Below are 26,660 nucleotides of genomic sequence, written 5' to 3' on the forward strand. Positions count from 1 at the left end.
ACTAAACTTACTTTTTTTCATAAGACAGTATTTAATTTAAAGTTAATAAATTGATTTTATACTGTCTGATTTTTTGGGTAAGCCTACATTTATATAAAATCTGTTAAAAAGAAAGAGTTTATCGATTATCGTATTTAATTTGTATTCTTGAGTCTATCCATATTTTAAAAGATTATTAGGTGTTAAACAATTTTAATTACATCTATTCAAGTTTTGAGGTAAACTTTTCGTTTAATAATTTTTTTAACAAGATATACAGTCATTGAGTGATGGAACAATGAATAACTTTAACTCTTCAGGATTTGGGAATGACTTTGGGTATGATTTCTTTACTACTTACCTAGGGTTAGAATATAAGCTACAAGTGGGCATAGCTACTTTTAAACCTGCACTATTCTTTCATAGTTATTTATGGAGTACTCAGCAATTTGATGAAATGAGAACATTTAACAAAAACCTTTTACTGCCACAGCTTACATTTAAAATAGATTTTAATAATAGTGAAAAACTGAACTTTAAATATAGTTTAAATGCCCGTTTTCCGGGGGTTAATCAATTGGCAGATAATTTTATTTTATCAAGTTTTAATAGCGTGTTTAAGGGAAATACTAACTTAGAAAATCAATTATACCATACTGCCTTTATAACTTATTATAAGTTTAGCTTATATAGGGGATTAAACCTTAATTTGAGTGTTAACTATAATAGACGAACAACTACCATAAAAATAATACAGAACTTAACGGTATAGAGTCATATAGCACACCTGTTATGTTTGATTTGCCTGAACAAAATTGGACATTAAATGGCAGGGTTACCAAAAAAATTAATAAAATAAGATACAAGTTCAGTAGTAAGTTTTTGTATAATGATTATTATCAATTACTTAATTCTACTACTAATTTTAATGTTTCAAAATCGTTGTCATCTATAATAGGGATTGAAACTTTTTTTAATAATTACCCCAATATAGAAGTTAATTATACCAAAGATTTTAGTTAATACAAAGCTAGTGGCATCACAGGGGAATTTGAAAATGATCGCTTAGAAGTCAATTTTGAACACGATTTTTTAAAGAGTTTTACCTTTAAAGCAGATTATACGTTTGACAACTATAGAAATATAACGGAAGAGACAACCAATTCTTTTGATACAGCGAATGCATCATTGTTTTTTCAAAAAGAAGATAGTCCTTGGAGGTTTGAAATAAGTGCAACAAATATATTTGATGTAAGATTCAAACAGAAGAATTCATTTAACGCCTTTATCATTTCTGACAGCAGAATATTTATTTTACCAAGAATTATAATGTTCAAGCTGAGTTATAAACTATAGTTTATGAAGTTATTATTTTATTGTAACTACCTTACTAAGAGGGGAAATAAAAAAATAAGAGATATTTTTAATAAATGTTATTTGAAAATTAAAATTTGCTGCTATATTTGCACCCGCATTGAGCAACTGGTACCTTAGCTCAGTTGGTAGAGCAAAGGACTGAAAATCCTTGTGTCCCTGGTTCGATTCCTGGAGGTACCACTTAAAAACTCGTAACTATCTAATAATTAGAAAAGTGCGAGTTTTTTGTTTTAAAACAGGACAATCTTTTCTATAAATCTCGTTTTTTAGCTCTTTATAAAAAGGTAGGGGATACCTTTAGCCTTGTCTAAAATAAGATAGTACTAAATTCTACAAATTTTGAATTGTTAGAAAATGAAAAGGACCGACACAACGCATTGCCGGGTCCCTACAGTTAACCTAATACTTCAAAACAGCATTCATTGGGATATCCAACTTGAAAACATCATGAACTTTTTCTGCTATAATATTTTGCGCTACCGTGAAATTTGCAGTTTGTTTTATTTGTAAGGAGCTTGTACCTATTTTAATAGTATACACCCCTTTTTCTACAACCCAAGCGCTGTCATCATCAATAAAGGAAGCTAAATCTTTGGGGTTAAGTATAAACTTTACAGTTTGAGATGAATTGGGTTTTAAGACTTTAGTTTTATCAAAAGCTTTAAGCTCTATTACAGGTTTATCTACTTTGTCTTGCGGAGCAGTAAGATACAATTGCACCACCTCTTTACCGCTAGTATTTCCGGTATTGGTTATGGTTACAGAAACTTCTAACTTATCTGTAAACGTATTGGTGTTCAATTTTAGGTTAGAATACTCAAAGGTGGTATAAGACTGCCCATAACCGAATTCGTACGATGGTGTAATATTGAATGTATTAAAATAACGATACCCTACATAAATACCTTCCTTATAAAAGGCATCTTTAGGATTGTTCTCTGGTAATCCTGGTCAATAATTGGCAGAGGCATGGTGGTTGTAATCAATAGGGAAGGTCATAGGTAACTTTCCAGACGGATTTACAATCCCTGAAAGCACATCTGTTACCGAATTTCCGCCTTCTTGCCCTGGTTGCCATGCCAGAAGAATGGCGTCTACATTATTTTTCCAAGAAGCCGTTTCTATTACGCCTCCAATGTTTAAGATGACAATAACTTTTTTGTTTTCTGCATGAAAAGCTGCTGATACATTTTTTATGAGTGCTAGCTCATCTAATCCCAAATAGAAATCATTAACAATGGTTCTGTCATATTGTTCACCAGAATTTCTAACAATAGTTATTATTGCAATAGCACTCGATTTTGCTTTTGCCTTAATTAAATCATTATCTAATGGCATTTCCGGAATTCTTTCTACATCTGCCAATAACCCCAACCCCCCATTTTCTTCTCTTCTTTTTAGTTCTTTAGCTAAAGCTTATTTAACAAAAGGCTCATAAGCATGTTGCAGCTCCTTATCTATAGAAAATCCTGCATTATGTAATCTTTCTAACAACTGTTAATAAGAATAAACTTTGCTACCTGTTTATACTATAGTTTAAAAGATTTGCAATACATGAACGCCTACAATCATGTAATGCTAAAAGTTTATAGTTTGGAATATCTTCTGAAATTATTTTCCATTGATTAAACCTTGTTTTCGTTTAAAATAGCTCTAAAGGAATTACATGCTCCGAGATTTGTCTCGAAATAGAAATACCATGCTTACTAATTATGTATACCATCCTTTTTTACTTAATCTGCATAACAATAACTTCTTTTTTTAGGCAATCGTTAAACTTTTTGTTTAATGTTGTGTCTTACTAATAAATAACAAAACTCATGTCTGAAATTAGAAATACAAAAACCTTTATGCGAGTAGTGCATCGCTATTTGGGTTATTTTATGGCCGGTATTATGGCTGTATATGCAATTAGTGGTATTGTACTAGTGTACAGGGATACCGATCTTCTTAAAAAAGAAAAGGTGGTAAACAAAACCATTGCTCCCAATTTAAACAAAGGGCAATTAAGCAAAGCGCTTCATATTAAAGGAGTACGTATAAACAAAACGGAAAACGGTGTTGTGTATTTTAACAAAACAGGTACATATAATAGGGCTAGCGGAGAAGTAAACTATACAACTAAAGAGTTACCTTATATCTTAGAGAAAATGACGCACTTGCACAAAGCAAAATCGGGTAATGCCATGTCTCCCTTAAATGTGTTGTTTGGGGTGTCGTTGTTCTTTTTTGTTATTTCTAGTTTTTGGATGTTTAATGCCAAGTCAAAAATATTTAAAAGAGGATTGTATTTTACAGTTGGCGGACTCGTATTAGCATTGGTATTATTATTTATATAAAAAAGGAAAATTCTGTAAATAGAAACGAGCATTATCGATATATGCAGTATGCGATTGGATATTTTGTTCTATAATCTCAAAAAACACCTTAAGTTTATTGAATAACGTTTCAAGAGTGTAGTGAGATGCTAGGCTTACTTTTAAAACTTCAATTAGCATTACAGAAAGGCCATAAATTTATTCTAACAACCGTATTAGTTGAGGTTTTGCAATGGCTATTATTGTTAGCTATAGTGTTTACAGGTTTTTTTTGAAAAAATCCAACGCCAATTCTAATGTTTTTTCATGTATTTTTTTTCTGTCTACAGTTGGGTTGTCAACTGTTATTTCGGGTGATATTTTTTTACCAAATTCTGTGGGTTCGTTCAAGAATACGTAGTGTCCAACATTTTTGTTAAAAAGATGTATTTTACTGGTCTTGATTAATTTGTGATAATTTTCGGCATTCTTTTTAACAGGAGCTACCAAATCTCCTTTACCTGCTACTATATAAATGGGTTTAGTTATTTTGTTCGTCTGTTCCTTGGAATGAAATCCAAATCCGATTGCAGGTGCCATTACAAAAAATGCTTTGATTCTATCATCTTTTACGTTGTCTTTATATGTATTGTAAGATGAAACGATAAGACTGTCATTTTCAAAATCTATAATTTCGTCTGTTTCGGGAAATTCGGCAGGCATTTCCCTGTCTTCCATTTTTTGATTTTCCTTTATTGACCTGTCCACATACCCACCTGCCAATGCGATATTGGTATAGCCTCCCAATGAAAAACCAACTCCACCAATTCTTGACGTGTCTATTTTAGTTCCAATTTCATTGTCTTTCAAAACCTGAGAAAGCACAAATTGAACATCAATAGCTCTTTCCCACCATTTAACAAATTCCCTTGGTATTTTATTGAAAGTGGAATTTCCGTAGTGGTCCAGGGAAACAACAACATAGCCTTCTTTTACTATCCTTTCTATGAACCAAGTCAGCGAAAATCTATTTCCTCCTGTTCCGTGGGAGATGATTAGTAAAGGGAATTTTTCGTTTGGAATGGTTGCGTTTGGAATGGTTTCTATGGTTTTGAAAAGCTTGTTTTTGTTTTCTTTCGGTTCTTTTCTGACTAAAGTGTCTAGAGTCGGATACCATATTTCGATTGGTAATGGTCTATTTCTCGATTCATCAATAAACGTTACTGATTTTTGACCTATTTTAACTATTTTTTCTTTCTGTTGGGTACAGGAATAAAAAATGAATAATGCAACTATGATTAAAGATGTGTTTTTCATTTATTATTTATTTTATCTACTTTAAAGACCAACGAAAAAAATAAATGTTACAATACAGTGCATTTTTTTGATGAATTTTTTAGAAAATGCACCATTATTTGTTCTTGCAGCGCTTCTAGCTATCGGGGCTTTTTCTGTTTTATGAGTTTTACATGTGGCTGTTGTTTAGGTCGTTAAAAAGAAGTACTTTCATCAATACCCCTTTTGGGGTATTAGAGGTGGTATTTTCTTCGGTACATTTGAGGGTAATTATTAATCAATCATTTAAAGTAAATAAATCATGGGAAATTTAAATTTTGTTTTTTATGTATTAGATTCTGATAAGTTTCTTAGTTGTATTAAAACTTCTGAAAAGGATTTGTATAATAATTGTGCGTTAATCAATAGTACTATATACATTACCGAAAAGCATTATAATGGCCGAAGGTTAGAAGATTTTACAATTATTGTAGCGCCTGGAGATTCATTTTGTTTTATTATTCAACCATCTGATATGACAAAATATGGAAATTTGAAATTTACCTCTTGTAAATTTGGCAAGGATGATTCTAAGCAATATTTTTCGGAATTACCGGAATTTACTAATGGTGACCCTTTGGCATATTTAATGTTTACGGTTAAAAAAAATATTACTACCGATATACCTGTATTTGATTTTAGTTTTTCGGTTGAGTTAACGGATGAAGAAAACAGTTCGTATAGTTATACTATAGATCCTAGAATAAAAATTAAACAAAGATAATTTTGCGTGATTAGCAATATTGTTAACCGACATATTTTAATAGTATTTGTAATACTAATTTTTTTTAGTGGGCTATCGGCTTGGTGTCAAAATCAGCAAAAAGCAGATAGTCTTAAATCTATAGTGCACTCAAAATTGTATACTTCCGAGAAGCATTTACTTGATGTATTAGGAGATATAGCTACCTATGAGAGTGTACCCGATTCTTCTTTGTATTACTCAAAATTAGCACTCGATCAGGTGACTAAAATTGGGGATGAATCCAAAGGAATAGGAATTTATATGAACATGGGTGTGGCGTATCGTTTAAAAGGCAGTTTAAATGAGTCGTTAAAATATCTTTTTAAATGTGCAAAGCTGGCAGATAAATACCAATATCAGAAAGATATGGCGATGGCCTATGGAGAAATTGCCTCGGTGTATGCTTCTAATAACGATTTAACAAATGCGGCTGTATACGAAGAAAAAGCGATTGTTATTTTAAGAGCAGAGCAGAGTAGGTTTGAGCTTACGGGTGTACTTATAAATGCTGGGTATACCAGTTTTTCGTTAGGAGATTTAGAACAGGCTTTGGTTTATTACAATGAAGCAGAGGTATTATCAGATTCATTAGATGTGCCTATTTATAAAGCGTATACTATAGGGAACAGAGCCTTGGTATACCAAAGAAAAGGGGATCTTGATAATGCCGAAAAAGATTTGAAGCAGGCTTTGGAGTTGCTTGCGGATATAGGAGATGAATATGCAATTGCAGATTACTCTAATCAGTTAGGGCATTTGTATGCGCAAAAAGGATTGATGGACGAAGCCATTAAATATTTGGATAATGGGGTTGAAATAGCCACTCGATTAGATCTAAAAGAACAACTTAGAGACGCACATTTGTTGTTGTCTCAATTGTATGAAAAGGAAAGTGATTTTGAGGAAGCTCTTTTGCACAGAGTGGATTATATGGCGTATAAAGATAGTATTGAAAATACGGCTAATACTAAAAAAATGGCCGATTTACGTACCGAATATGAGGTGAGTTTAAAGGATAAAGAAATTATAGAACTTGAAAAAAAACAATTAATTAGCCGTATATATATGATAACATCTTTGTTGTTGTTAATTCTGGCAGTGGTATTGTTGTTGTTTTTTAGGCAACGTTGGAAGAACTCTAAACTGTTAGCAGAAAGCCAACGAAAATCTCATAATGAGCGTATTACTAATGTGCTAAAAACGCAAGAAAGTAAGGCGTTACAGGCCATGGTAACAGGGAGGGAGAATGAGCGGAAACGACTAGCAAAAGAATTGCATAATCACTTTGGGAGTTTAATGGCTACCATAAAAGTAAATTTAAGTGCAGTGGAAGATGTTGGTTTGCCTAACTATACTACCTTGTCTACTCTTGTAGATCAGGCATGTAATGATATTAGAAACCTTTCGCACTCGTTAAATATTGGTATTGAAGACGATTTTGGATTGGTACCGGCATTAAAGGAACTCATTAACCATTTGAAACAAGTAAATGGTTTACAGGCAGAATTTTCGGCTACTATGTGTGAAGAAACATTAGTTACTGAAAATGAAATTGTCATTTATCGTATTGTGCAAGAGTTGGTAAGTAATGTGCTAAAACATGCCAAGGCAACCAAGTTGAGTGTACAGCTTATTTGTTTTGAAGAAGAAGGAATGGTAAACATTCTGGTGGAAGACAACGGTACCGGATTTGATTTTGAGAAAGTAACCAAAACCAACTCTGGGGGTATGGGAATTATGAGTTTAGAGAAATTAATTCATGATTTGCACGGAGATATAAAATATGATAGTAACCCTAATAGCGGAACTACGGTAAATATAGATTTGCCTATTTCATTTATTACTATTTCTTACTAATAGAGACAATGATACGTATTTTAATAGTAGACGATCATCCTTTGTTTGCAGAGGGTATTAAATCTATTTTTAATATGGAAGAAGATATAGAGGTGGTACGCCATATAATAAATGGTAAGGCAGTGCCCGATTTTCTTCAGCATAACGAGATAGATTTAATTTTAATGGATATAGATATGCCGGTTATAGACGGGATAGAAACGATGCGAATGCTAAATCAACAGGGGTTTGATATTCCTATATTAATGCTTACCATGCACCAGTCGTTAAGAAAGGTACGGGCAGCGTTAGAAGAAGGTGCGCAAGGGTATATTTTAAAAGATGCCTCAAAGGCAGAGTTGCTAGAGGCGGTACGTACTACTAGTGCCAGAAAAAATTATTTTCATAGAAAAATAAACGATCATATTTTTAACTATTTCAGAGGTAAAAATAGTACTTCTGCCAAAGCGGATCAGCTATCGGAAAGAGAGAAGCAAGTGGTGCGTTGTATTTCTGAAGGACTTAATACACGTTCTATAGCCAAAGAGTTGTACATTAGTGAGCATACGGTAAAAACTCATCGTAGAAACATAATGCACAAACTAAAGGTAAAAACATCGGCAGAGTTGATTAAGTTGGCGTATGAGAAAGGGGTTATTTAGTATGTATGAATCTTACTTTTGCTAGTTTTACAGTAGATTAAAGCACACTAAAACAGCTTACCATTTGCGTCTGTTAAAATCATCTAATTTTTATCTGTAATTAATGTTGTTTGTTTGTGCTGTGTAGCAAATTCGTTTTTTATGTTTGTAAAGAGTATTTTTTCTTTATTTTCTTAACCAGCCTAAAATTCGGTTGTTTTCTATTTGCCATTTTCCTTCTTTGCTTGTCAACTCGTATTTTTCTCTAGAACTTCCAAAAGACCCTGAGTTCTGTTGAATAATCTCAATTTCGTTTTCAGTTACATTCGTAATAATAGCAACGTGTCCGTGTTTATTTAGCGTTGTTTCCGAGTATACTACGATATCATTTATTTTCGGTTTGGATTTACTTGGATTCTTGAACTGTTTTAAATTCCGCTGAGCGTTAATTTTTCCGTCATTGATTTGTGCGTTGAAGAAGTCTTTTGCATGGCCATAACTATTTGGCATTTTATGGTTTAATTCTTCGTAGTAATATCGTTTAACGAATTCCACGCATTGATATTTCAGTCCAAGATTATACCCATCTTTTGTTAGCGCTCGTCCGTCCACATTTCCAATCCCGCCATTATAATAAACAGCAATTCCATTCAAACTATCAATTTTTTGTCCAACGTCATAATTCGGATTTAGATTGATTTTTTTAGACACAAAAACCCCAACAACTATAAAAATCAAACATCCAAGTATAAGTAAAAGCCGTTTTCTCAATTTGTTTGTAGTGTTTTTTTGGTATTATTTACAATGTTTTTGCGCATAATTTCGTTGCGTGTTTCACGCACCTAATTTAGCAAACGCTCTCCAAACCTTAGTAGAATCTCCTATAAGATTTTTGTGGGCAATCTAGTATTAACAATTAATTATACACGTTGTGCAAGGGGTACTGGTGTTGGTTGAAGTATTTATTTTTAGTTAAACGATTGCCTGAATTCAGAAGGGGTAAAGTCTGTTTTACTCTTAAATAATTTGCTAAAAGATTGTATATGCTCAAAGCCTAACTCGTATGCAATTTCACTAACTGACAAATCTGTGGTTGATAGCTTTTCTTTTGCTAAATCAATTATTTTATCTTGGATGAAATGTTTGGTGCTTTGCCCTGTTATGTTTTTTAGTAAGCGACTTAAATAATTGGCAGATAGATTCAGCTCATTTGCAAAATACTGAACGGTTGGGATTGTGTTTTCTATTAAATTTCTGTTACTATAATAAGACCATAACAATTCCTCAAACTGGTTTAAGATTGTATGATTTGTAATTTTTCGGGTGGTAAATTGTCGTTGGTAAAACCGTTCTGAATAGGTTAGTAATAATGCTAACTGTGTAATGATTATATCTTGACTAAAGGAATCCATATTTGCTTTATATTCTTGGGCAATACTATCCATTACACCAATAATCATTTTTTCCTCTTTGTCAGACAAATGCAACGCTTCGTTGATTTTGTAGTTAAAATATTCGTATTCTTTTATTTTTTTTGACAGTGGAGTGTTCCAAAGAAAATCGGGATGTACAAGTAATAACCATCCTTTATGGTTTAATTCTTCATCTGTTCTAAATTCAAAAGAAAGTACCTGCTTTGGCGACATAAAATGTAACACCCCTTCATCAAAATCATATTCTTGTTGACCATACTTTAATTTGGCATTAAAATCTTTTTTTAAGGCAATGGAGTAAAAATCGTTAGTGATATTTATAGGACTAGATAGATGACGCTTTATATCCTCAAACTGTATAATACTAATAAGCGGATGTTCGGGTTTCTGCAAATCCATAACCTTATGATATTCAGTTATCGATTTTATATTATATGGTTTTGACATAGGGCAAATTTTTAGAATTCAAAAAGGGTTTTTAACCCGTCTTTTAGCGTTGTTGGTTTACGACCAAGTTTGTTTTCTAGTTCATTGGTTATTTCGTCTTCTTGTCCGTTTTTTATATCGGTATTGAACTCCACTATTTTTTGAAGCATTGGCTCCGGAATTCCTGTAGGTCGCATTCTTTCTTGAAATGTAGAAACAGCTACTGGGTGGTAGTTTACTTCTTTTCCTGAAAGTGTTGTTAATGCCTTGGCAATATCATAAAATGAATAAGTTTCGTTATTTGTAAATTTATATGTTTTGTTTTTACAATCTTCATGTGACAGCACATTAGCGATGGCTTCTCCCATTTCTTTTCTTAATGCAAAGGCTACTTTTCCATCTCCCGCAGGTTGAAAAATACCCGTTTCAAACACTTTTTTGCCTATAAAAAGAGGAATAACATCCATATACAAGGTGTTTCTAAAAATGGTGTAGCTTAGGCCGCTTTTTTTAATATAATCTTCTGTAAGAAAGTGTTCTTCCATAAGTTGATGAGCAAGCGTTTCTCTATGCTGCATTGCCCTACTTGTGTACGCAATATTTTTAACGCCTAATTTTTTAGCGGTATCAATAACATTTTTGTGTTGCTGTATTCGGTTTCCTTGGTCGCCTGCTGAAATTAAAAGAACGGTATCTACATGCTCCATTGCACTTTCAAGACTGGGTACATTATCATAATCGCCCTCAAAAATAGTTACGCCTTTTGCTTTTATATCTACTATTTTTTCTTCATTTCTTACAAGGGCAGTAATGTTTTGAGCAGGAATGTTGTTTAATAACGCTTCAATGATCGATCTGCCAAGATTTCCAGTAGCGCCTGTTACTAATAGTTGCATAATTATCTACTTTTATATTTATGCAAAGTTCTATGGTATATAGCACATAAATTTAGTCAAATCTTGCCTTTTTATAATCGTTTTTGGCTAAATGTGAAGAAATGAATTTATTCAAATCCAAATTTTATGATTGATTTAGTTGTCTCGGTTGTATAGCCTTTGCGCCAAAACGGTTCTGCAATCCAACACCCAATTTCCGCTCTGTTAAACTTCTGTTCAATTCCTTCAATAAATTTATTGTCGGGTTTTAATCTTATAGCTAAAATCAAGTTCGTACCGTTTTTAAATCCTTGATGTGCTATATTTATCCAATAAATAGCATCTTTTTCAGAATATGGAAAAAGGTAGGTTTAGAGTGAAATCGAAATGTTTTTGTTTGATGTGTATTATACAATTTCAGTAATGTCTTCTGCTCTCAGTTCGGTCAAAAGCAGTCTTTTAGTTTCTCTTTTTGGAAAGCTTTTCATTAGCAACTCAATTGTAAATTTGGTGGTTTTTTAAAATAAGCCAAAACCTTTTCGGTTAAGTAATAGTAGCTCTTACGTATACACTTAGTGCCTATAATCCTTTTTAAGATACAGAAATTTTGTATTTTTTGTTGCAAGTACAAAGATAGTTTCATTATATTTAAGCATAGGAATAAAAAGAAGTAATTGGTAAATAGAAACCAAGTAGAATACACTATTATAAGTTGGTATAAAGCGTCGGTGTATTATGGTTTTAATTATATAAGCAGTTCTTTGACGTTTTGTTTTGTGCAAGTTTTTGAAAATGAAACACTTACGTTGTTGTCGAAGCTCCGGTAAAATCTAGCTATTGAAGGTAGACGACTTTTGGGTTTTCAGAATTGATTTTATATCTTATCAAAGCCTTGTAAATAGGCTTTTTTTTGTTGTCGGTAAGACGGCTATTAATCGCACCATATTGGAATTGAAACTTACAGACGGCTCTTACATGGAGGTTAGATGAACTCTATTAATCGCACCATATTGGAATTGAAACACAAACTTACCTATTGATTGACCTGCGAATTCCGCTATTAATCGCACCATATTGGAATTGAAACAGTTCTGAAAATGACTTTAGTAATTGTGAGACTAAAGCTATTAATCGCACCATATTGGAATTGAAACTGTAAAGATTACACTAGGCTTAGATTTTTTAGTGTTCTATTAATCGCACCATATTGGAATTGAAACTTTCGAAAAAACACTAATTAGATTCTTAGTTGGTCTATTAATCGCACCATATTGGAATTGAAACCGAATAATTTACTTTACAAAGCTATAGGTAAGAAAACTATTAATCGCACCATATTGGAATTGAAACCAGGAGGTAACCACACAGAAAGAGACACTATAGCGGCTATTAATCGCACCATATTGGAATTGAAACATCATCTACGGTAATAGATACGATTAGAGACAATATACTATTAATCGCACCATATTGGAATTGAAACCAAGTAATATCCGGCACCAACCCCACATCATAATCCTATTAATCGCACCATATTGGAATTGAAACTCGATAATTATTAAGTCTATTTGTTTCTCTAAGAAACTATTAATCGCACCATATTGGAATTGAAACGGAATAAAATTAGCTTTAAATCCATGATTTCCGTCTATTAATCGCACCATATTGGAATTGAAACATATACAGATAGAATCTAACACAGCGTTAGGTCTGCCTATTAATCGCACCATATTGGAATTGAAACCATATTAATGGTTATGCGGTGGATATTGCTACTACTATTAATCGCACCATATTGGAATTGAAACTAATAATTGGTTTGGTTAGTTGTAAAGTCCTGTAGCTATTAATCGCACCATATTGGAATTGAAACGTGTTTAGTACGGCTTTGTCGGCTAGTTTTATAAAGCTATTAATCGCACCATATTGGAATTGAAACTGGTCTATTACATTGCCATCAGTAGCAATTATATACTATTAATCGCACCATATTGGAATTGAAACACTGATGGGGAAGGTATTGTAAGTTGGAGAACTTACTATTAATCGCACCATATTGGAATTGAAACTTACATATATTAATTAACACGTTTAAAGGCATTTTCTATTAATCGCACCATATTGGAATTGAAACCTGAATCTATTTACAATTCTTGGGCAGAAACCGAAGGCTATTAATCGCACCATATTGGAATTGAAACGTTGGTAAAAGAGATGGTGCAAAATATTGTAGGGTACTATTAATCGCACCATATTGGAATTGAAACACATCAACTACCCCTAACACTTCTACAGATTCTTCTATTAATCGCACCATATTGGAATTGAAACCTGGAACACAGTTAGACGCAGCTTTAACTTCTTTAGCCTATTAATCGCACCATATTGGAATTGAAACAGCGGAACCGCATTACAATGGCTGTTAGATAATATGCCTATTAATCGCACCATATTGGAATTGAAACTATGCAAAACCAAGCTCATTATTCCCACTTTTTTCTATTAATCGCACCATATTGGAATTGAAACTCGGAACGAACTCTTTAAACAATTCCTGATTTATAATCTATTAATCGCACCATATTGGAATTGAAACGGCTGTTACCATTGCATTTCGCAATCGTGGTTTTGAACTATTAATCGCACCATATTGGAATTGAAACTTGAAAACTCAGCTAAATATTTAAAAAGTTGGCATGACTATTAATCGCACCATATTGGAATTGAAACTTTTTAGCAGATACCCCGCCTTCTACCATAGAAATTCTATTAATCGCACCATATTGGAATTGAAACTCGGTAGACTTTCCTGAGGGAACCGATTTTAAATTTTCTATTAATCGCACCATATTGGAATTGAAACGAAATATACAAGCTTCCCAATACTTCATGTAAGAGCTATTAATCGCACCATATTGGAATTGAAACCTCATAGCGGAATTGATACCGCAGTTTACCATAAGATCTATTAATCGCACCATATTGGAATTGAAACATGAGTACACATCATAGATACTATTAATGCGCTCTCTCTATTAATCGCACCATATTGGAATTGAAACTCTACACCGCAAAGTATAGCCAAGTCGCTTACCGCTACTATTAATCGCACCATATTGGAATTAACTTGTTATAAACCAAACGGAGTAAATGCTACTTGTGTAGCACTTTTTGATGCGATTAACAGAAGGTTAAGAACTGTTTTTTGGCATAATTTCTGTTATTTACTTTTTTGTGTTTGCTTTTACAGGGGTAAAACGTTTCTTATTTCTTAGAAATGTGCGTGATATGTTTTTTTGTTTTTATACTTTGGTGTCAAATAGGGAAAATAGAAACCTGTTTAAAGTTAACGTTTAACTAAAAAAGTTTAATAAATTGTGAAATTATTAGTAAACTTGGAATCTTTTATAATATCCCTTGATTAATGAACAAGTATAGAGCATTTTTATTCGCGTTTGTAGCTGTATCTACGCAACTTTTTGCACAAACTCAACAGATTACCTTAGAAGAAATATGGAACGGAGGTTTCCGAACGCAGGGAATGGATGAATTAAACTCCCTGAATAACGGAAAACAATATGCCGTATTAAATTTTGATCGTGCTACACGTACTACTTCTGTTGATAAGTACGATTATGAAACCTTAGAAAAAACAGGAACTATTGTAAGCTCTGCGGATATTGAAGAAATGCCATACTTTTTATCGTATAAGTTTAGTGCAGACGAAAGTAAAATATTATTAGCAGGCGGCTTAGATCGCATCTATAGACACTCAACTTTGGGTGTTTATTTTGTTTATGACGTAACCACTAAGAAGGTTACTAAAGTAAGCGATGACCCAATTCAGGAGCCTACTTTTTCGCCAGACGGAACTAAAGTAGCCTATGTAAAAGATGCTAATATTTATATAAAGAGTCTTACCGATGGTAAGGTAACGCAAGTAACTACAGATGGTGCAAAAAATGCCATTATTAATGGTGTTACCGATTGGGTGTACGAAGAAGAATTTGCTTTTGTAAGAGCTTTTGAATGGAACAAAACAAGTGATAGAATTGCTTTTTTACGTTTTGATGAAACTGAGGTGCCTGAGTTTTCTATGGATATTTTTGGGAAAGAATTATATCCTACTGAAGATACGTTTAAGTACCCGAAGGCAGGGGAGAAAAATTCGGATGTTACGTTGCATGTATACAATGTATCTAACGGAGAAACGGCAGCGCTTCCTTTAGAAGAGTATGAGTACATTCCTAGAATTGAGTTTACGGAAGATGCGCAGTTATTAGCGGTTCAAACGCTTAACAGACATCAAAACGATTTAAAATTATATTTCTACAATGTAGATACAAAAAAGGCAACAGTTACACTTCACGAAACAGACGAAGCTTATATTGATATTACAGATAACCTAACCTTCTTGGCGGATAATAGTTTTATCTGGACATCTGAAAAAGATGGTTTCAACCATATTTATCATTATGATAGTAACGGCAAATTGCTAAACCAAGTAACCAGTGGTGCTTGGGAAGTAACGGCATATTACGGGTACAACCCAAAAGAGAAAAGAATTTATTACCAATCGGTAGAAAATGGGTCTATTAACAGAGATGTGTATTCTATTAAACTAAACGGTAAAAGTAAAAAGCATTTATCTACTAGGGTAGGTACCAATGACGCTACGTTTAGTGCCAACTTTAGTTATTTTATCAATACGTATTCTAGTGTAACAACTCCGTACCGTTATACGTTAAACAGTGCTAAAGATGGTAAAGAGTTAAAAGAGATTGTTGCTAATACAGCAGTAAAAGAAAAATTAAACTCCTACGGTGTATCAGACAAAGAGTTTAGTACCATTAAAGTAAATGGGAACGATTTAAACATGTGGATGATTAAGCCAGCGAATTTCGATCCTAATAAAAAGTATCCATTATTTATGTATCAGTATAGTGGTCCTGGTTCTCAACAGGTAGCTAACGCTTGGTACGGTATTAATGATTATTGGTTCTTTATGTTGGCACAACAAGGTTATGTAGTAGCTTGTGTAGATGGCAGAGGTACTGGCTTTAAAGGGGCAGCCTTTAAAAAAGTGACGCAAAAGCAATTGGGTAAATACGAAGTGGAAGACCAAATTGAAGCGGCTAAATTATTAGGAAAAAGAAGTTATATAGATGCTGGTAGAATTGGTATTTGGGGATGGAGCTATGGTGGTTTTATGAGTAGCAACTGTTTGTTAAAAGGGAACGATGTATTTAGCATGGCAATTGCAGTAGCACCGGTAACCAGCTGGAGATTTTACGATTCTATTTATACTGAAAGATATATGACTACCCCACAGGAAAACCCTGAAGGGTATGACGATAACTCACCATTGTTTTTTGCAGACCAGTTAACAGGTAAATTTTTATTAGTACACGGTTCTGCAGATGATAACGTACACCTACAAAACTCTATGCGCATGATAGAGGCGTTGGTACAAGCCAACAAACAATTTGACTGGGCTATTTACCCCGATAAAAACCACGGTATTTACGGTGGTAATACCCGACTACATTTATACACGAAGCTAACCAATTTTATTAAAGAAAATTTATAAAATCAACTAACTAAACTATATGAGTCAGACTATTGATAAACATGAAAAGGAACTCTTCGGACATCCGGTAGGGTTGTATATACTATTTTTTACCGAGATGTGGGAGCGCTTCTCATACTATGGGATGCGTGCGTTACTTACATTGTACATGACAACTGCTACAATAGGTGATGATAGAGGGCCTGGACTAGGATGGTCTGAAACAGATGCATTGGCTTTATATGGTTGGTATACCATGCTAGTATATGTAATGTCTATTCCTGGAGGAATGATTGCAGATAAACTTATAGGTCAGAAAAAATCGGTATTAATTGGTGCCATTGTTTTGTGTTTAGGGCACGGTGTTTTGGTTTTAACAGATACTTGGGCATTTTATACAGGTTTAGGACTTGTGATTTTAGGAGTAGGTTTGTTAAAACCTAACATTTCTACTATGGTAGGAGGTTTATATAAACAAGGAGATATTAGAAGAGATAAAGGGTTTAGTATTTTTTATATCGGTATTAATTTAGGTTCTTTATTAGCTACCATATTTGTTGCGCTTGTAGTTGCTAAAAAGGGATGGCATGCTGGTTTTGGCTTAGCTGGAATTGCTATGGTACTTGGTCTGGTAGTTTATATTTGGGGACAACAATTTCTTACCCATGTAGGTAATCATGAAGTTTCTGTAAATAAAGATGAAGAGGTTTCCTATGGTCAATTATATGGTGATTTATTAACGTCTAAACCACAGTTTCTCATAACATTATTGTTAGTGCTGGCAAGTGGTTTAGGATGGTATTTTATGGGATGGGGTTACGGTATGCTGTTCTTGTTTATTACTGGTATTGCAGCTTTAATGATGATGATTTACAAAGAACTTCCTAATAAAGTGTACCAAGATAGATTTATGGTGTTATTGCTATCGTTTATTATGGTAATTATCTTTTGGGGAGCATTTGAGCAAGCGGGAGGTTTGATGAATTTATATACCGATGAAAAAACAAATCGGATGTTATTAGGGATGGAAATACCTACCGTGATGTTTCAGAGTTTAAATGCCGCGTTTATAATTATTTTTGCCACCATTGTAGCTGGTATTTGGGCAAAACGTAAACTAAAAGGTAGAGAAGCAGGATCTTTATTTAAGATGGCACTTGGTATCATTATTATGGGATTTGGGTTTTTGTTTATGGTATTTGCAGCATTAGAATATCAACAAACGGGAAGTTCTAATATGTTATGGTTGGTGTTTGCTTATTTATTCCATACACTAGGAGAGTTATGTATTTCTCCTGTGGCTCTTTCTTTTATTACTAAATTAACTCCAATTAAATATGCGTCTTTAATGATGGGAGTGTATTTTGCAGCTACAGGACTTGGTAATAAAGTAGCTGGTATTATTGGTGAGTCGGCTTCAGAATATGGAGAGTATACTATATTTTTAGGGATTTTTGTATTTACAGTGGTTATAGGTGGCCTTTTCGTGGCTATTATGAAACCACTTAAACGTCTTACTCACGGTGCAGAGGATAACGAACGTGATTTGGTACACGATGACAACAAAGGTCCGGAAATAGAAAAATTTGAAGAAGCTTAATCTATTACTACTATAATAAGATCATATAAAATGACAAGTGCAGATACAAGAGCAGAGTTTTTTAAAACTAAAGTATTAGGACATCCGGCAGGTTTGTTTGTGTTGTTCTTTACAGAGATGTGGGAGCGTTTTTCGTTCTACGGAATGCGTGTTTTATTAGTAAACTTTTTAACCATGACCCTTATTGGGTTTAACCCTGGTTGGGAGTGGTCGCCAGAAAAGGCTGCAGCATTGTATGGTACGTATGCCATGCTATTGTATGTAACGCCTATTTTAGGTGGTATTATTGCCGATAAGTATACAGGATACCGTATAGCGGTGGTTATTGGTGCTGCTATTATGACCTTGGGGCATGCTTCTATGGCATTAGATACCGAGGTTTCTTTATACCTAGGACTCGCATTGTTGGTAATTGGTACAGGTTTCTTTAAACCAAATATTACGTCTATTATTTCTGAAATGTATAAAGATTTGCCAGAAAAGAAAGATGGTGCGTACACCATTTTCTATATGGGGGTAAATGCAGGAGCGTTTTTTGGAATGATGCTTTGCGGATACCTTGCCGAAAGAATTGGTTGGTCTTGGGGATTTGGTTTAGCCGGTATATTTATGTTATTGGGTACCTTACAGTTTTGGTTGGCAAAACCATTGTTTGGTAGTATAGGTGATAAACCAGGAGCCGAAGAAGAAAAAGAAGAAGAAATTGCACATGCAGCTGAATTAACGGAAAAGGAAAAAGAAATTGCAAAACCAAATCCGTTTACAAAATTAGATTATATCTTAATTGTTATAAGTGCTATTATTGGGGTATTGTATGCGTTTAACGATCCGCTTTCTGAAATTGGAGGGGTAGATCTCTTTTCGTTTGCCAAGATAGGCGATTTGGAAGGGCAGTATACCGTGGTATTAATAGGGCTATTGGTGTTCTTAATATTGGTTATTTCTAGAATAGTACGTTATGCACGCGTGGTTAGAGATCGTATGTTGGCGTTTATTGTTTTTGCATTCTTTACCGTATTCTTCTGGATGAGTTTTGAGCAAGGAGCTACTTCATTGGTATTATTTGCCCGTGATACGGTAGACCGTACCCTTAGTGGTAATTCGGCTGTAATATTCAATATTGTAAATACCTTATTAACGGTAGTGCCTTTGGGTATTATTACCTATGTTTTGGTACGTTTATTTAAGCAAACACGCCATAAAATAGCTTCTTCTAATATCGTATTATCGTTGTGTTTTGCAGGTATTTGGGCTATTGTAATTTGGATGCTGAACAGAGACTTTAGTTCTACATCTTATGACGTTACCTATAAAGCTATTAAGGAGCAGGTGATGAATGATAAAGGGAAACCTGTTTTAGATGAAGAAAATAATCCTACATATAAGTTTATTCCAATAACCGAAGCAATGGAGGTTCCGGTAGATGCTATGGTGGTAGATAAAACTGCTGGTATTACCGAGTTAGATGCTTTAAACGTGGGAAGCGAAGTTTTAATTATTAATAAGGATAAAGATAAAGAAAACTTTGCGTATGTTGGAACAGAAGAAGTTGAAGGTTTCCGTGCGCATGGGGCAGAATTAAATAGAGACAACGGTTTAATTAAGGCTTCTGTAGCTCAGATTAATTCTAATGAGGTAGAAATTACCACATCTTGGTTTAGTATCTTAAACTCGTTCTTTATTATTGCGTTGGCTAGTATGTTCTCTAAATGGTGGGATAGTAAATACAATCCGTCTGCCGCTATGAAATATGCTTTAGGACTTATTATTATGGCCGTTGGGTTTGGTCTGTTAGCGTATGGTGCTAATGTAGAAGAAGGTGTTAAGGTAAGTATGGTTTGGTTAATTTTAGCATATCTATTCCATACCATGGGAGAACTTTGTTTATCTCCGGTAGGGTTATCGTATGTAAGTAAGTTGGTACCGCCACGTATGATTGCTTTAATGTTTGGTATGTGGTACCTAGCTATTGCTATTGGTAATAAGTTTGCTGCGGTATTAGGTGGTAAAATTGAAAAAATTACAGAGGAGTATTCGTTATCGGTATTCTTTTTAATATTTACTATTGTACCTATTGCAGCCGGATTGTTAATAATGGCTTTAAATCCGGTACTTAAAAAATTAATGCATGGTGTAAGGTAATTGCCTTTATACCGTTTCTATTTACTATAAAACTCTTATTTATGAAAAAATATCTGTTATTATTACTGTTTGTTGGAGCGGTTTCTCTAGGCCAAGCTCAGGATAATGAGCTTGTATGGCATACTAGTTTTGCTAAGGCTAAAGAAATATCGCAAAAGCAAAATAAGCCTATGTTGTTATTTTTTACAGGAAGCGATTGGTGTGGATGGTGTAAGAGATTGCAAAAGGAAGTATTTAAAAAAGATGAGTTCGCAACTTGGGCTAAAAAGAATGTAGTGTTAGTTGAGTTAGATTTTCCTAGAACGAAACAACTTGACGATGCTACCAGAACTCAGAATTATTATTTAGCACAACGTTTTCAGGTACGTGGATACCCTACTATTTGGTTTACTAGTGTTAAAAACGAAACCGAAAATGGAAAAACGGAAGCTAAATTGGCAGCTTTAGGAAAAGTAGGATATCTTAGTGGAGGTGCTACCAAATGGATTGGAGAGGCTAACAAAATTTTAGCGAACGACAAAAAATAAATTTCCTATAAGTATAGGGATTAACAAAAGCAAAAAGCGGAATAAGGTACTCCTTATTCCGCTTTTTTGCTTTATACGGTTTTGTAATAGGTAATCTGAGCCAAAATTATATTTTTATGATGGTGTACGGTAAAGCATATTTTTAATGATGTAAATACGAAAGAGATTAAAGTTGTTTAGGGGAGTATAAAGGCTCCTTCTTTGGTAGTGTCATAAAACGGAATATGGTGCTTATTACATGCCGATTTCCATAGCGCAATTTCGTTGGGGTAATTAGATCCATCGGCTATTATAACCTTTGGTTGTAAGGTTTTAAATACCCTTTCAGGATTTATGGAGGGAGATTCGGTGAGTACCACATAATCAACTTTAGCAAGGGGTAGTTTATATGTAGCCTTTTTATCTATAACCAATATGCCAAACTGATTGTATTGGTAATAGTGCTGAGGTTTGTGCGGTACTACGGTTGTTTGTGTATGGGTGGTATAACTATCTAGTACATAGTTATGCGTACTTAGGCTATCGTTAGTAAATACATGTAATTGGGTGCCTTTTTGTATGCCTAAGAGGTGGCTGCCATAGTTGTTGAAAATAATTAGACTTTCGGTTTTGGTATTTTTTAAAAAGCGACCTCCTACATATAGTTGAACTAATGCAATACCAATAAGCGCTATGCGTAATACTTTGGCGTGTTTTTTTATAAGAGCATAGAAGCCTATAAGTATAATAAGATAGATACTAATTAGCATAGGGGTATCAAAATATACATACGTTACTACACTGTGTTTTATGGTGCCTAGTTGGTTTATAAAGATATTCATGGTACGTATACCATATGCAAAAGGTTCTACGAAAACAGGCGATAGTATATTAAAATACGCAAGAGTAATAAGTATGAATCCGTACCCGAGTAATACAGGGAATAAGGGAACAATAACAAGATTTCCCACAAAAAACAATAAAGGGTATTGATGAAAGTAATACAAACTTACCGGAATAATAAACACCTGAGCCGAAAGCATTACGGTAAGACTGGTATAGAAGTAGTTCAGCAATTTGTTTTTCACTGTGATTAGATTGGCCAATTTAGGCTGAAGTACTACAATACCTATAACCGCCAAGTAGCTAAGTTGAAACCCAACAGTAAAAAGCGTATTGGGAGCTATTAATAAGAGTATAAAGGCAGCGCTAAAAATAATATGTAAGGAGTTTTGTGGTCGTTTTATATGCATGGCTATGGTAACCAAACTAAACATAAGAACTGCCCTAGTAACCGAAGCCGACAAACCAGTTATAAATGCAAAGAACCATAGTATAACCAGTATGAGTACAGCACTTATATAGATGCCTGCTTTATAATTGCGTAAGGGTAAAAACAGGTAATATAAAAGCATGGCTAATAAACTAACATGTAAACCCGAAATAGCCAACAGGTGTATACTTCCAGCGTTTATATAATTTGTATAGAGTTCGGGAGACACTTCTTGTCGTTCTCCTAAAAAGAGGGCAGTGGTTACCGCTAGCTCCTGTTCTTTTAGTCCGTTGTGGTATAGGTTTTCTGTAATAGTATTTCTAATCTGCTGTGCTTGGTATCTTAAACCAGTAGCAGGAGTGTTATTTATGCTATAATGTCCTTCTTTTAAATTAATCTGAGCATATACTTGCTTCTTTTGCATATAAGCGGCATAGTTAAACTGAAAAGGATTAAGAGGCGCTTTAATGGTATTGAGGGTGGTGTAGCACCATAGTTGTTTACCAGTAAGGTTATTTGCAGAGGCACCTACTTTTTTATAGATAAGCACCGTACCCATGGTTTGGGTAGTGTCTATTTGTTGTACGGTACCTAAATAACTTTGATAGGAGGGAGTAGTTTTTAAATTTTCGGTTAGCGTAATTAGTATCTTTTGTGGGGTGTGGTAAGCCTCTTTATAGTGGGTGTAATGACTAGCATATAAGGTGTCTTGATGGGCTAAATAGGCATACCATCCTAACAAGAAAGTAGCCAAATAACAGCCAATAGCAAAGTAAGGTTGTTGCGTAAAATGGTGTTTCGTTTTTTTATATAAAACCCATGTGGCTATTAATACAACAAGTAAGGCAGTAGCAATATAAGTGATAGGAGCAGGGCAAAAATAACCACAGCAGATTCCTAAAATAAGCAGCAAGCAGAGTTTGCTAAGTGTAAAATGAAAGGTAGCGTTCACAAAAGCAATCTACCGCCGTTGTTTTGGTTAACCCAACGGAAAACCGTAGCTAAACTAATCTTCTACAAAAACTTTTTCAGTAACCAATTGGTGAGTAGTATAGTCGTTCCCATAAAAAATGGCATGTTTGGCTTTAGCACCTATACCTGTACTTTTTAGTTCTATAAATATGTGGGTTAAGTACATCTTTTTGTTGTTGATTGTTGCGTATACCTGCGCTTTACCATCTACCATAGTTAAATGAAAAGTAAGCTTTTTAGAAGCTGCTAAATGCATTTTAAATTTATTAGGCGAAACATAGGTAGCTACCATTCCGTAGGCCAAGCGTTGTTGTATGGCACTTAACGATTTTCTAATTCCGCCTTCTGTGTAGACTACCCTATAAGCCTCTACCGGATCTTCTGCATCTATATTTCCATTTGTAATGTTAGCGTTATAGACATAAGTGTTATGATTGTTGCTGTGCTGAATGTAAAACAAATGGTGCGCCTCTTTCTTGGGTACCGGATACCCTTTCTGAGCTATGGTTATAGAACTAACCAATAGTAAAAACAGGGTAAACAGGGCTTTTAATTTGTTTGTGTGCAAGGTAGTTGTAAACATAACTAGATTTTAACAGTAGAAAGGTAACCATTTTATGTATAAAAGCGACTTTTATTGAGAGGTTAATGGTGCTAAATTTATATTTTGTTAACTAGGTATAGGTGTAATGATTTTATTTTGAAATAATTATATTTTTTAAATTGAAAATTACTTTTGAATTGTAAGCAGACGTTTATTTTAGTACCTAAAGTTTAAAAATACCTATAAATACTTATTTTATATTTCGGGCGGATACATTACTTTTGGCCTATATATAATACTGTTATATGCATTAATATCCCCCCTACAAGCAGTACTATAAAGCATTAAGTTAAATAAATAGAGAATATAATGGATACAACATTACTTGTTATTTTAGGACTTACTGGTTTAGTAGCGGTGCTATTTGCTGGTATAAAGTTGCTTATTCTAGTAACGGATAAGGTAACCAACAAATTGGCTAAGGAGTATTGTGAAGATCACGGTTATAAGTTTGTGAGATTAGCAGTGTCTCCAGAAGAGTATGTATTGCACTTTAAAGCACATAAACAATTATTTATGGTTGGGTTTAATGTGGATAAAGGCAAACGCATTAGATGGATACAAACAACCCCTGAAAAAGAGGTTAGAGAGTTTCTTGAAAACTATAGAGAAACAAAGGTACGTCGCGGTTTAAACGTACATGCACCGAATCCTATTTTAAAGAAAATAGGATAGTTTTGATGTAAGGTATAAAGCAAAATAGAGTTTATTTGTTACAGGGTATAAATTATTTTGTTATATTTATATGCTTATGTAAGCACTACTGTTAGAGAACACCCCCGCTTTTAGAAGTTGTTGTAGCGGTTATATAAGCAAAGAAATTTGGGATATATAACGAGTTGTTATGACTATATTAGCAATAGCAGTATATCTTTTATTAGGACTTTTTGGTTTGGTACTAATAGTAATGGTGGGGATTAAGTTGTTGGTGCATCTGTTAGACAAAAGGGCCATTGGTATGGTAAAGGAATATAGCGAAATACATGGTTTTGTTTTTGAAAAAGTATTGGTGTATCCCAATCATTACATGCTGTTTGTTAGTAAAAATATGGTAACATATACGGCTTGTTTTACCATTGGTGATGTAGAAAACATTATTTGGAATGGTGCTTCTCCGGTAGATCAGTTACGTAAAAAAGAAGAGGTAGATTCTAAAAACTTAACAACTACCAACGTAAAAAAACGCATGTCTGCTGTTTAATTTTCGTATAGTTACCCTCATTTTACAAACAAAAAGACTGCCTTTTTTAGACAGCCTTATTTGTGATTAATACTATGAGATCTCATAACTTCATTCTAATTAAAATCAAATACAATACAATTTATCTTCTTACGGCAGCAGTTCTTCTGGTGGTTGGTTGTTTTTGTTCCGGACATCTAGGGTGTACATTATTACCACTATTACCACCTTTTATGGTTTTTGGTGCATGTTGGTGTTGAGGTTGGTGTAGTCCGTTGCCTCCTCTATGCTCCTGAGGTTGTTGCGCTTGCTGGTGGTTACCTTGTACCTGACTGTGTTCTTGTGGGTGTCCGTTGTGGTTTTGTTGGTATGTGTACACCTGCGTTGGCTGATGGTTGTATCCATCATTATTTTGCTGTTGATATTGTCCCTGTTGCGGGTTTTGTTGCGCCATAGCTACTCCCATCCCGGCGAAAGCTACTAACATAAATAACATCTTTTTCATATACTTTAGTTTTAAGTTTTATACACCCCATAAAATTCAACAACCGTGCCAAAGAAATGATATTTTGTTTAACTAGTTGTTTAACAGTGTTTTGAATGGTGTTTTTTAACGTGAAATTAGAGGGGGAAAAGCAAAAAGTTAATGAGGGTACCCCAAAAGTTAGTAGATAAAATAACTAATTTATAGGCAGTTTTTTAAGTTGATTACTCTAGCTTAGAAGTTACCGTCTCTTTTATTTCTTTAATGCTTTGTTTAAGGAAAGAAAGAATTACAGCACTAGGGGATGGTAAATTAAGCTCCGTTAAATGCATTTGTATTAAATGATAGAACTCTTTTTTAGGGAGTTGATTGTGTGCAAACTTGTTCCGAATGAGTACTATTAAAAACATTTTCTGGACAAGAGTTGATTTACTTTCGACTTCTGAAACGCTCATGTTGTTGATTGAGTATTCTCCAAGGCTATCCAACCAAGTAATTTCATCGTAGTTAGCAAGCTGATATTTTTTTAAAATACCTTGAGACAAATATTTTTTGAAATTAGGGTTGCCATCCTGTTCTAATTCGGTGGGGTGGTTTGTACCGTTAAATCCCCACTTTTGTAAAATCCATTGTTCAAACTCTTGAATTTCTTTAAATAATATATTCCTGCGGATTACCTCATACGAGTAGTCTTTTATTTCCAGCTCTTCTTCTAGTGCTATCTTTTCCCAAGTTTTAGAGGTGTCATAAGACAATAGTGTTTGTACTTTTTCGTCTTGCAGATACCTTTTAAATTTTCCCAGTTCTTTAATCTTAACCGCAGGTTCTTTTATTTGTCCATGTTCATACGGAACCGTCATGTTCCACACAAAATTAGACTTTACAATATTGTCGCTTTTGTCGCCATCTTCGCGCTTGCTTTGTTTTCTGGCTTTCTTTTCTTCGGCTAAACGTTCTTCTTGTGTTAAGTACAATTGCTCTAGCGTTATATTGGCAGCAGACCTAAAACTTTTTTCAAATAGCGCATTGGCTACCATAAGTAAAAAGACATCTTGTATTTGTGTTTTTTTAATTTTAAGGTCTTGCTTTTGCTTGAAAGACTTACAATTGGGGTTGTCTTGGGTTAGAGAAACATCTTGGTAATCTCTTGGGTAGCTATAAAACCGTTGGTAATTGGTGTGTTGGTAAAAATGGCTGTACCAGTTGGCATACTGCTCTGGGTTAATTATTCAAATTTTTATGTTTTATTTGTAATACTAAAGCTTTTATCATAGGAGCTTTTAGCTGAACAAATTGAAACATGTTTATAAGTTCGGTCTTTTGAAAATTAGGAAGTCATATTCAAAAGAAGCTTACGGAGTGAGTAATCGAAATTTAAAGCTAACT

At 34.0% G+C, this 26,660-nt stretch carries 22 protein-coding genes, 1 tRNA gene and 1 CRISPR repeat array; of the genes, 12 read left to right on the forward strand and 11 right to left on the reverse strand.

Annotated elements, in window-relative coordinates; genetic code table 11:
* Window positions 1-262: 262 nt before the first annotated feature.
* Window positions 263-751 carry a hypothetical protein gene (locus NBRC110019_RS14260; RefSeq protein ID WP_281755974.1) on the forward strand — a complete coding sequence of 163 codons (489 nt, stop codon included), beginning with the start codon at window positions 263-265 and terminating at the stop codon, window positions 749-751.
* 712 nt (window positions 752-1,463) lie between these two features.
* Window positions 1,464-1,536 (forward strand) — tRNA-Phe (locus tag NBRC110019_RS14265).
* Between the two features lie 219 nt (window positions 1,537-1,755).
* Here the strand turns inward: NBRC110019_RS14265 and NBRC110019_RS14270 are convergent.
* Both NBRC110019_RS14270 and NBRC110019_RS14275 read right to left on the reverse strand, forming a co-directional pair.
* Window positions 1,756-2,157: a fibronectin type III-like domain-contianing protein gene (locus NBRC110019_RS14270; RefSeq protein ID WP_281755976.1), complete on the reverse strand. Its 402-nt coding sequence runs from the start codon at window positions 2,155-2,157 to the stop codon at window positions 1,756-1,758.
* 150 nt (window positions 2,158-2,307) lie between these two features.
* The gene (locus NBRC110019_RS14275; protein WP_281755978.1) at window positions 2,308-2,721 is read right to left on the reverse strand and encodes a glycoside hydrolase family 3 protein; all 414 of its coding nucleotides are present in this window, start codon (window positions 2,719-2,721) and stop codon (window positions 2,308-2,310) included.
* 455 nt (window positions 2,722-3,176) lie between these two features.
* On the opposite strand from NBRC110019_RS14275, the gene NBRC110019_RS14280 reads away from it, so the two are divergent.
* Window positions 3,177-3,695 (forward strand): PepSY-associated transmembrane domain-containing protein, encoded by a 519-nt coding sequence (locus tag NBRC110019_RS14280; RefSeq protein WP_281755979.1) that lies wholly within the window; start codon window positions 3,177-3,179, stop codon window positions 3,693-3,695.
* Between the two features lie 237 nt (window positions 3,696-3,932).
* Here NBRC110019_RS14280 and NBRC110019_RS14285 read toward each other — a convergent pair whose 3' ends face one another.
* A complete protein-coding gene (locus NBRC110019_RS14285) occupies window positions 3,933-4,970 on the reverse strand; it encodes an alpha/beta hydrolase family protein (RefSeq protein WP_281755980.1) in 1,038 nt (345 codons plus the stop codon).
* A gap of 280 nt (window positions 4,971-5,250) precedes the next feature.
* Here NBRC110019_RS14285 and NBRC110019_RS14290 point away from each other — a divergent pair, with 280 nt between their 5' ends.
* Genes NBRC110019_RS14290 through NBRC110019_RS14300 form a run of 3 tightly spaced genes read left to right on the forward strand, consistent with a single transcriptional unit; the run spans window position 5,251 to window position 8,231 of the window.
* Window positions 5,251-5,712, forward strand: a complete 462-nt coding sequence (locus NBRC110019_RS14290; protein ID WP_281755981.1) for a hypothetical protein — start codon at window positions 5,251-5,253, stop codon at window positions 5,710-5,712.
* A 6-nt stretch (window positions 5,713-5,718) separates the two neighbouring features.
* Window positions 5,719-7,590, forward strand: coding sequence for a tetratricopeptide repeat-containing sensor histidine kinase (locus NBRC110019_RS14295; protein WP_281755982.1), 1,872 nt, complete (start codon window positions 5,719-5,721; stop codon window positions 7,588-7,590).
* An 8-nt stretch (window positions 7,591-7,598) separates the two neighbouring features.
* Window positions 7,599-8,231, forward strand: coding sequence for a response regulator (locus NBRC110019_RS14300; RefSeq protein WP_281755984.1), 633 nt, complete (start codon window positions 7,599-7,601; stop codon window positions 8,229-8,231).
* 165 nt (window positions 8,232-8,396) lie between these two features.
* On the opposite strand, the gene NBRC110019_RS14305 is transcribed toward NBRC110019_RS14300, so the two are convergent.
* From NBRC110019_RS14305 to NBRC110019_RS14320, 4 genes are all read right to left on the reverse strand, one after another.
* Complete coding sequence (locus NBRC110019_RS14305) at window positions 8,397-8,981, reverse strand: CHAP domain-containing protein (protein WP_281755986.1); 585 nt, start codon at window positions 8,979-8,981, stop codon at window positions 8,397-8,399.
* 197 nt (window positions 8,982-9,178) lie between these two features.
* Window positions 9,179-10,090 carry a helix-turn-helix domain-containing protein gene (locus tag NBRC110019_RS14310; RefSeq protein WP_281755987.1) on the reverse strand — a complete coding sequence of 304 codons (912 nt, stop codon included), beginning with the start codon at window positions 10,088-10,090 and terminating at the stop codon, window positions 9,179-9,181.
* Window positions 10,091-10,101: 11 nt separating this feature from the next.
* The gene (locus NBRC110019_RS14315) at window positions 10,102-10,965 is read right to left on the reverse strand and encodes an SDR family oxidoreductase (RefSeq protein ID WP_281755989.1); all 864 of its coding nucleotides are present in this window, start codon (window positions 10,963-10,965) and stop codon (window positions 10,102-10,104) included.
* A 107-nt stretch (window positions 10,966-11,072) separates the two neighbouring features.
* Window positions 11,073-11,282 carry a GNAT family N-acetyltransferase gene (locus NBRC110019_RS14320; RefSeq protein WP_373877005.1) on the reverse strand — a complete coding sequence of 70 codons (210 nt, stop codon included), beginning with the start codon at window positions 11,280-11,282 and terminating at the stop codon, window positions 11,073-11,075.
* A gap of 590 nt (window positions 11,283-11,872) precedes the next feature.
* A CRISPR array of direct repeats spans window positions 11,873-14,073; the repeat unit is 30 nt; unit sequence CTATTAATCGCACCATATTGGAATTGAAAC.
* 295 nt (window positions 14,074-14,368) lie between these two features.
* On the opposite strand from NBRC110019_RS14320, the gene NBRC110019_RS14325 reads away from it, so the two are divergent.
* Genes NBRC110019_RS14325 through NBRC110019_RS14340 form a run of 4 tightly spaced genes read left to right on the forward strand, consistent with a single transcriptional unit; the run spans window position 14,369 to window position 20,782 of the window.
* Window positions 14,369-16,534 (forward strand): S9 family peptidase, encoded by a 2,166-nt coding sequence (locus NBRC110019_RS14325; protein WP_281755990.1) that lies wholly within the window; start codon window positions 14,369-14,371, stop codon window positions 16,532-16,534.
* A 19-nt stretch (window positions 16,535-16,553) separates the two neighbouring features.
* Window positions 16,554-18,113 carry a peptide MFS transporter gene (locus NBRC110019_RS14330; RefSeq protein ID WP_281755992.1) on the forward strand — a complete coding sequence of 520 codons (1,560 nt, stop codon included), beginning with the start codon at window positions 16,554-16,556 and terminating at the stop codon, window positions 18,111-18,113.
* A 30-nt stretch (window positions 18,114-18,143) separates the two neighbouring features.
* On the forward strand, window positions 18,144-20,255 hold the full coding sequence (locus NBRC110019_RS14335; protein WP_281755994.1) for a peptide MFS transporter: 2,112 nt from the start codon (window positions 18,144-18,146) through the stop codon (window positions 20,253-20,255).
* Between the two features lie 41 nt (window positions 20,256-20,296).
* Entirely contained in the window at window positions 20,297-20,782 is a 486-nt protein-coding gene (locus NBRC110019_RS14340) for a thioredoxin family protein (protein WP_281755996.1), read from the forward strand.
* 176 nt (window positions 20,783-20,958) lie between these two features.
* On the opposite strand, the gene NBRC110019_RS14345 is transcribed toward NBRC110019_RS14340, so the two are convergent.
* Together NBRC110019_RS14345 and NBRC110019_RS14350 are read right to left on the reverse strand one after the other, a co-directional pair.
* Complete coding sequence (locus NBRC110019_RS14345) at window positions 20,959-22,947, reverse strand: ComEC/Rec2 family competence protein (protein WP_281755998.1); 1,989 nt, start codon at window positions 22,945-22,947, stop codon at window positions 20,959-20,961.
* A gap of 93 nt (window positions 22,948-23,040) precedes the next feature.
* On the reverse strand, window positions 23,041-23,589 hold the full coding sequence (locus NBRC110019_RS14350; protein ID WP_281755999.1) for a DUF4833 domain-containing protein: 549 nt from the start codon (window positions 23,587-23,589) through the stop codon (window positions 23,041-23,043).
* A gap of 330 nt (window positions 23,590-23,919) precedes the next feature.
* On the opposite strand from NBRC110019_RS14350, the gene NBRC110019_RS14355 reads away from it, so the two are divergent.
* Together NBRC110019_RS14355 and NBRC110019_RS14360 are read left to right on the forward strand one after the other, a co-directional pair.
* On the forward strand, window positions 23,920-24,285 hold the full coding sequence (locus NBRC110019_RS14355) for a hypothetical protein (protein WP_281756001.1): 366 nt from the start codon (window positions 23,920-23,922) through the stop codon (window positions 24,283-24,285).
* Between the two features lie 169 nt (window positions 24,286-24,454).
* Window positions 24,455-24,811, forward strand: a complete 357-nt coding sequence (locus tag NBRC110019_RS14360) for a hypothetical protein (RefSeq protein ID WP_281756002.1) — start codon at window positions 24,455-24,457, stop codon at window positions 24,809-24,811.
* A gap of 121 nt (window positions 24,812-24,932) precedes the next feature.
* Here NBRC110019_RS14360 and NBRC110019_RS14365 read toward each other — a convergent pair whose 3' ends face one another.
* Both NBRC110019_RS14365 and cas13b read right to left on the reverse strand, forming a co-directional pair.
* Window positions 24,933-25,295: a hypothetical protein gene (locus NBRC110019_RS14365; protein ID WP_281756003.1), complete on the reverse strand. Its 363-nt coding sequence runs from the start codon at window positions 25,293-25,295 to the stop codon at window positions 24,933-24,935.
* A 203-nt stretch (window positions 25,296-25,498) separates the two neighbouring features.
* Window positions 25,499-26,503 (reverse strand): type VI-B CRISPR-associated RNA-guided ribonuclease Cas13b, encoded by a 1,005-nt coding sequence (gene cas13b, locus NBRC110019_RS14370; RefSeq protein WP_309297653.1) that lies wholly within the window; start codon window positions 26,501-26,503, stop codon window positions 25,499-25,501.
* Between the last annotated feature and the right edge of the window lie 157 nt (window positions 26,504-26,660).

Source organism: Neptunitalea chrysea, from assembly GCF_027924145.1.
GTDB lineage: Bacteria > Bacteroidota > Bacteroidia > Flavobacteriales > Flavobacteriaceae > Neptunitalea > Neptunitalea chrysea.

What these genes read in the sequence shown, in the direction of transcription:
- NBRC110019_RS14280 (WP_281755979.1), top strand. Translation starts at nt 3,177, where the DNA reads ATGTCTGAAATTAGAAATACAAAAACCTTTATGCGAGTAGTGCATCGC.
- NBRC110019_RS14285 (WP_281755980.1), bottom strand. Translation starts at nt 4,970, where the DNA reads ATGAAAAACACATCTTTAATCATAGTTGCATTATTCATTTTTTATTCC.
- NBRC110019_RS14290 (WP_281755981.1), top strand. Translation starts at nt 5,251, where the DNA reads ATGGGAAATTTAAATTTTGTTTTTTATGTATTAGATTCTGATAAGTTT.
- NBRC110019_RS14300 (WP_281755984.1), top strand. Translation starts at nt 7,599, where the DNA reads ATGATACGTATTTTAATAGTAGACGATCATCCTTTGTTTGCAGAGGGT.
- NBRC110019_RS14310 (WP_281755987.1), bottom strand. Translation starts at nt 10,090, where the DNA reads ATGTCAAAACCATATAATATAAAATCGATAACTGAATATCATAAGGTT.
- NBRC110019_RS14315 (WP_281755989.1), bottom strand. Translation starts at nt 10,965, where the DNA reads ATGCAACTATTAGTAACAGGCGCTACTGGAAATCTTGGCAGATCGATC.
- NBRC110019_RS14325 (WP_281755990.1), top strand. Translation starts at nt 14,369, where the DNA reads ATGAACAAGTATAGAGCATTTTTATTCGCGTTTGTAGCTGTATCTACG.
- NBRC110019_RS14330 (WP_281755992.1), top strand. Translation starts at nt 16,554, where the DNA reads ATGAGTCAGACTATTGATAAACATGAAAAGGAACTCTTCGGACATCCG.
- NBRC110019_RS14335 (WP_281755994.1), top strand. Translation starts at nt 18,144, where the DNA reads ATGACAAGTGCAGATACAAGAGCAGAGTTTTTTAAAACTAAAGTATTA.
- NBRC110019_RS14340 (WP_281755996.1), top strand. Translation starts at nt 20,297, where the DNA reads ATGAAAAAATATCTGTTATTATTACTGTTTGTTGGAGCGGTTTCTCTA.
- NBRC110019_RS14350 (WP_281755999.1), bottom strand. Translation starts at nt 23,589, where the DNA reads ATGTTTACAACTACCTTGCACACAAACAAATTAAAAGCCCTGTTTACC.
- NBRC110019_RS14355 (WP_281756001.1), top strand. Translation starts at nt 23,920, where the DNA reads ATGGATACAACATTACTTGTTATTTTAGGACTTACTGGTTTAGTAGCG.
- NBRC110019_RS14360 (WP_281756002.1), top strand. Translation starts at nt 24,455, where the DNA reads ATGACTATATTAGCAATAGCAGTATATCTTTTATTAGGACTTTTTGGT.
- NBRC110019_RS14365 (WP_281756003.1), bottom strand. Translation starts at nt 25,295, where the DNA reads ATGAAAAAGATGTTATTTATGTTAGTAGCTTTCGCCGGGATGGGAGTA.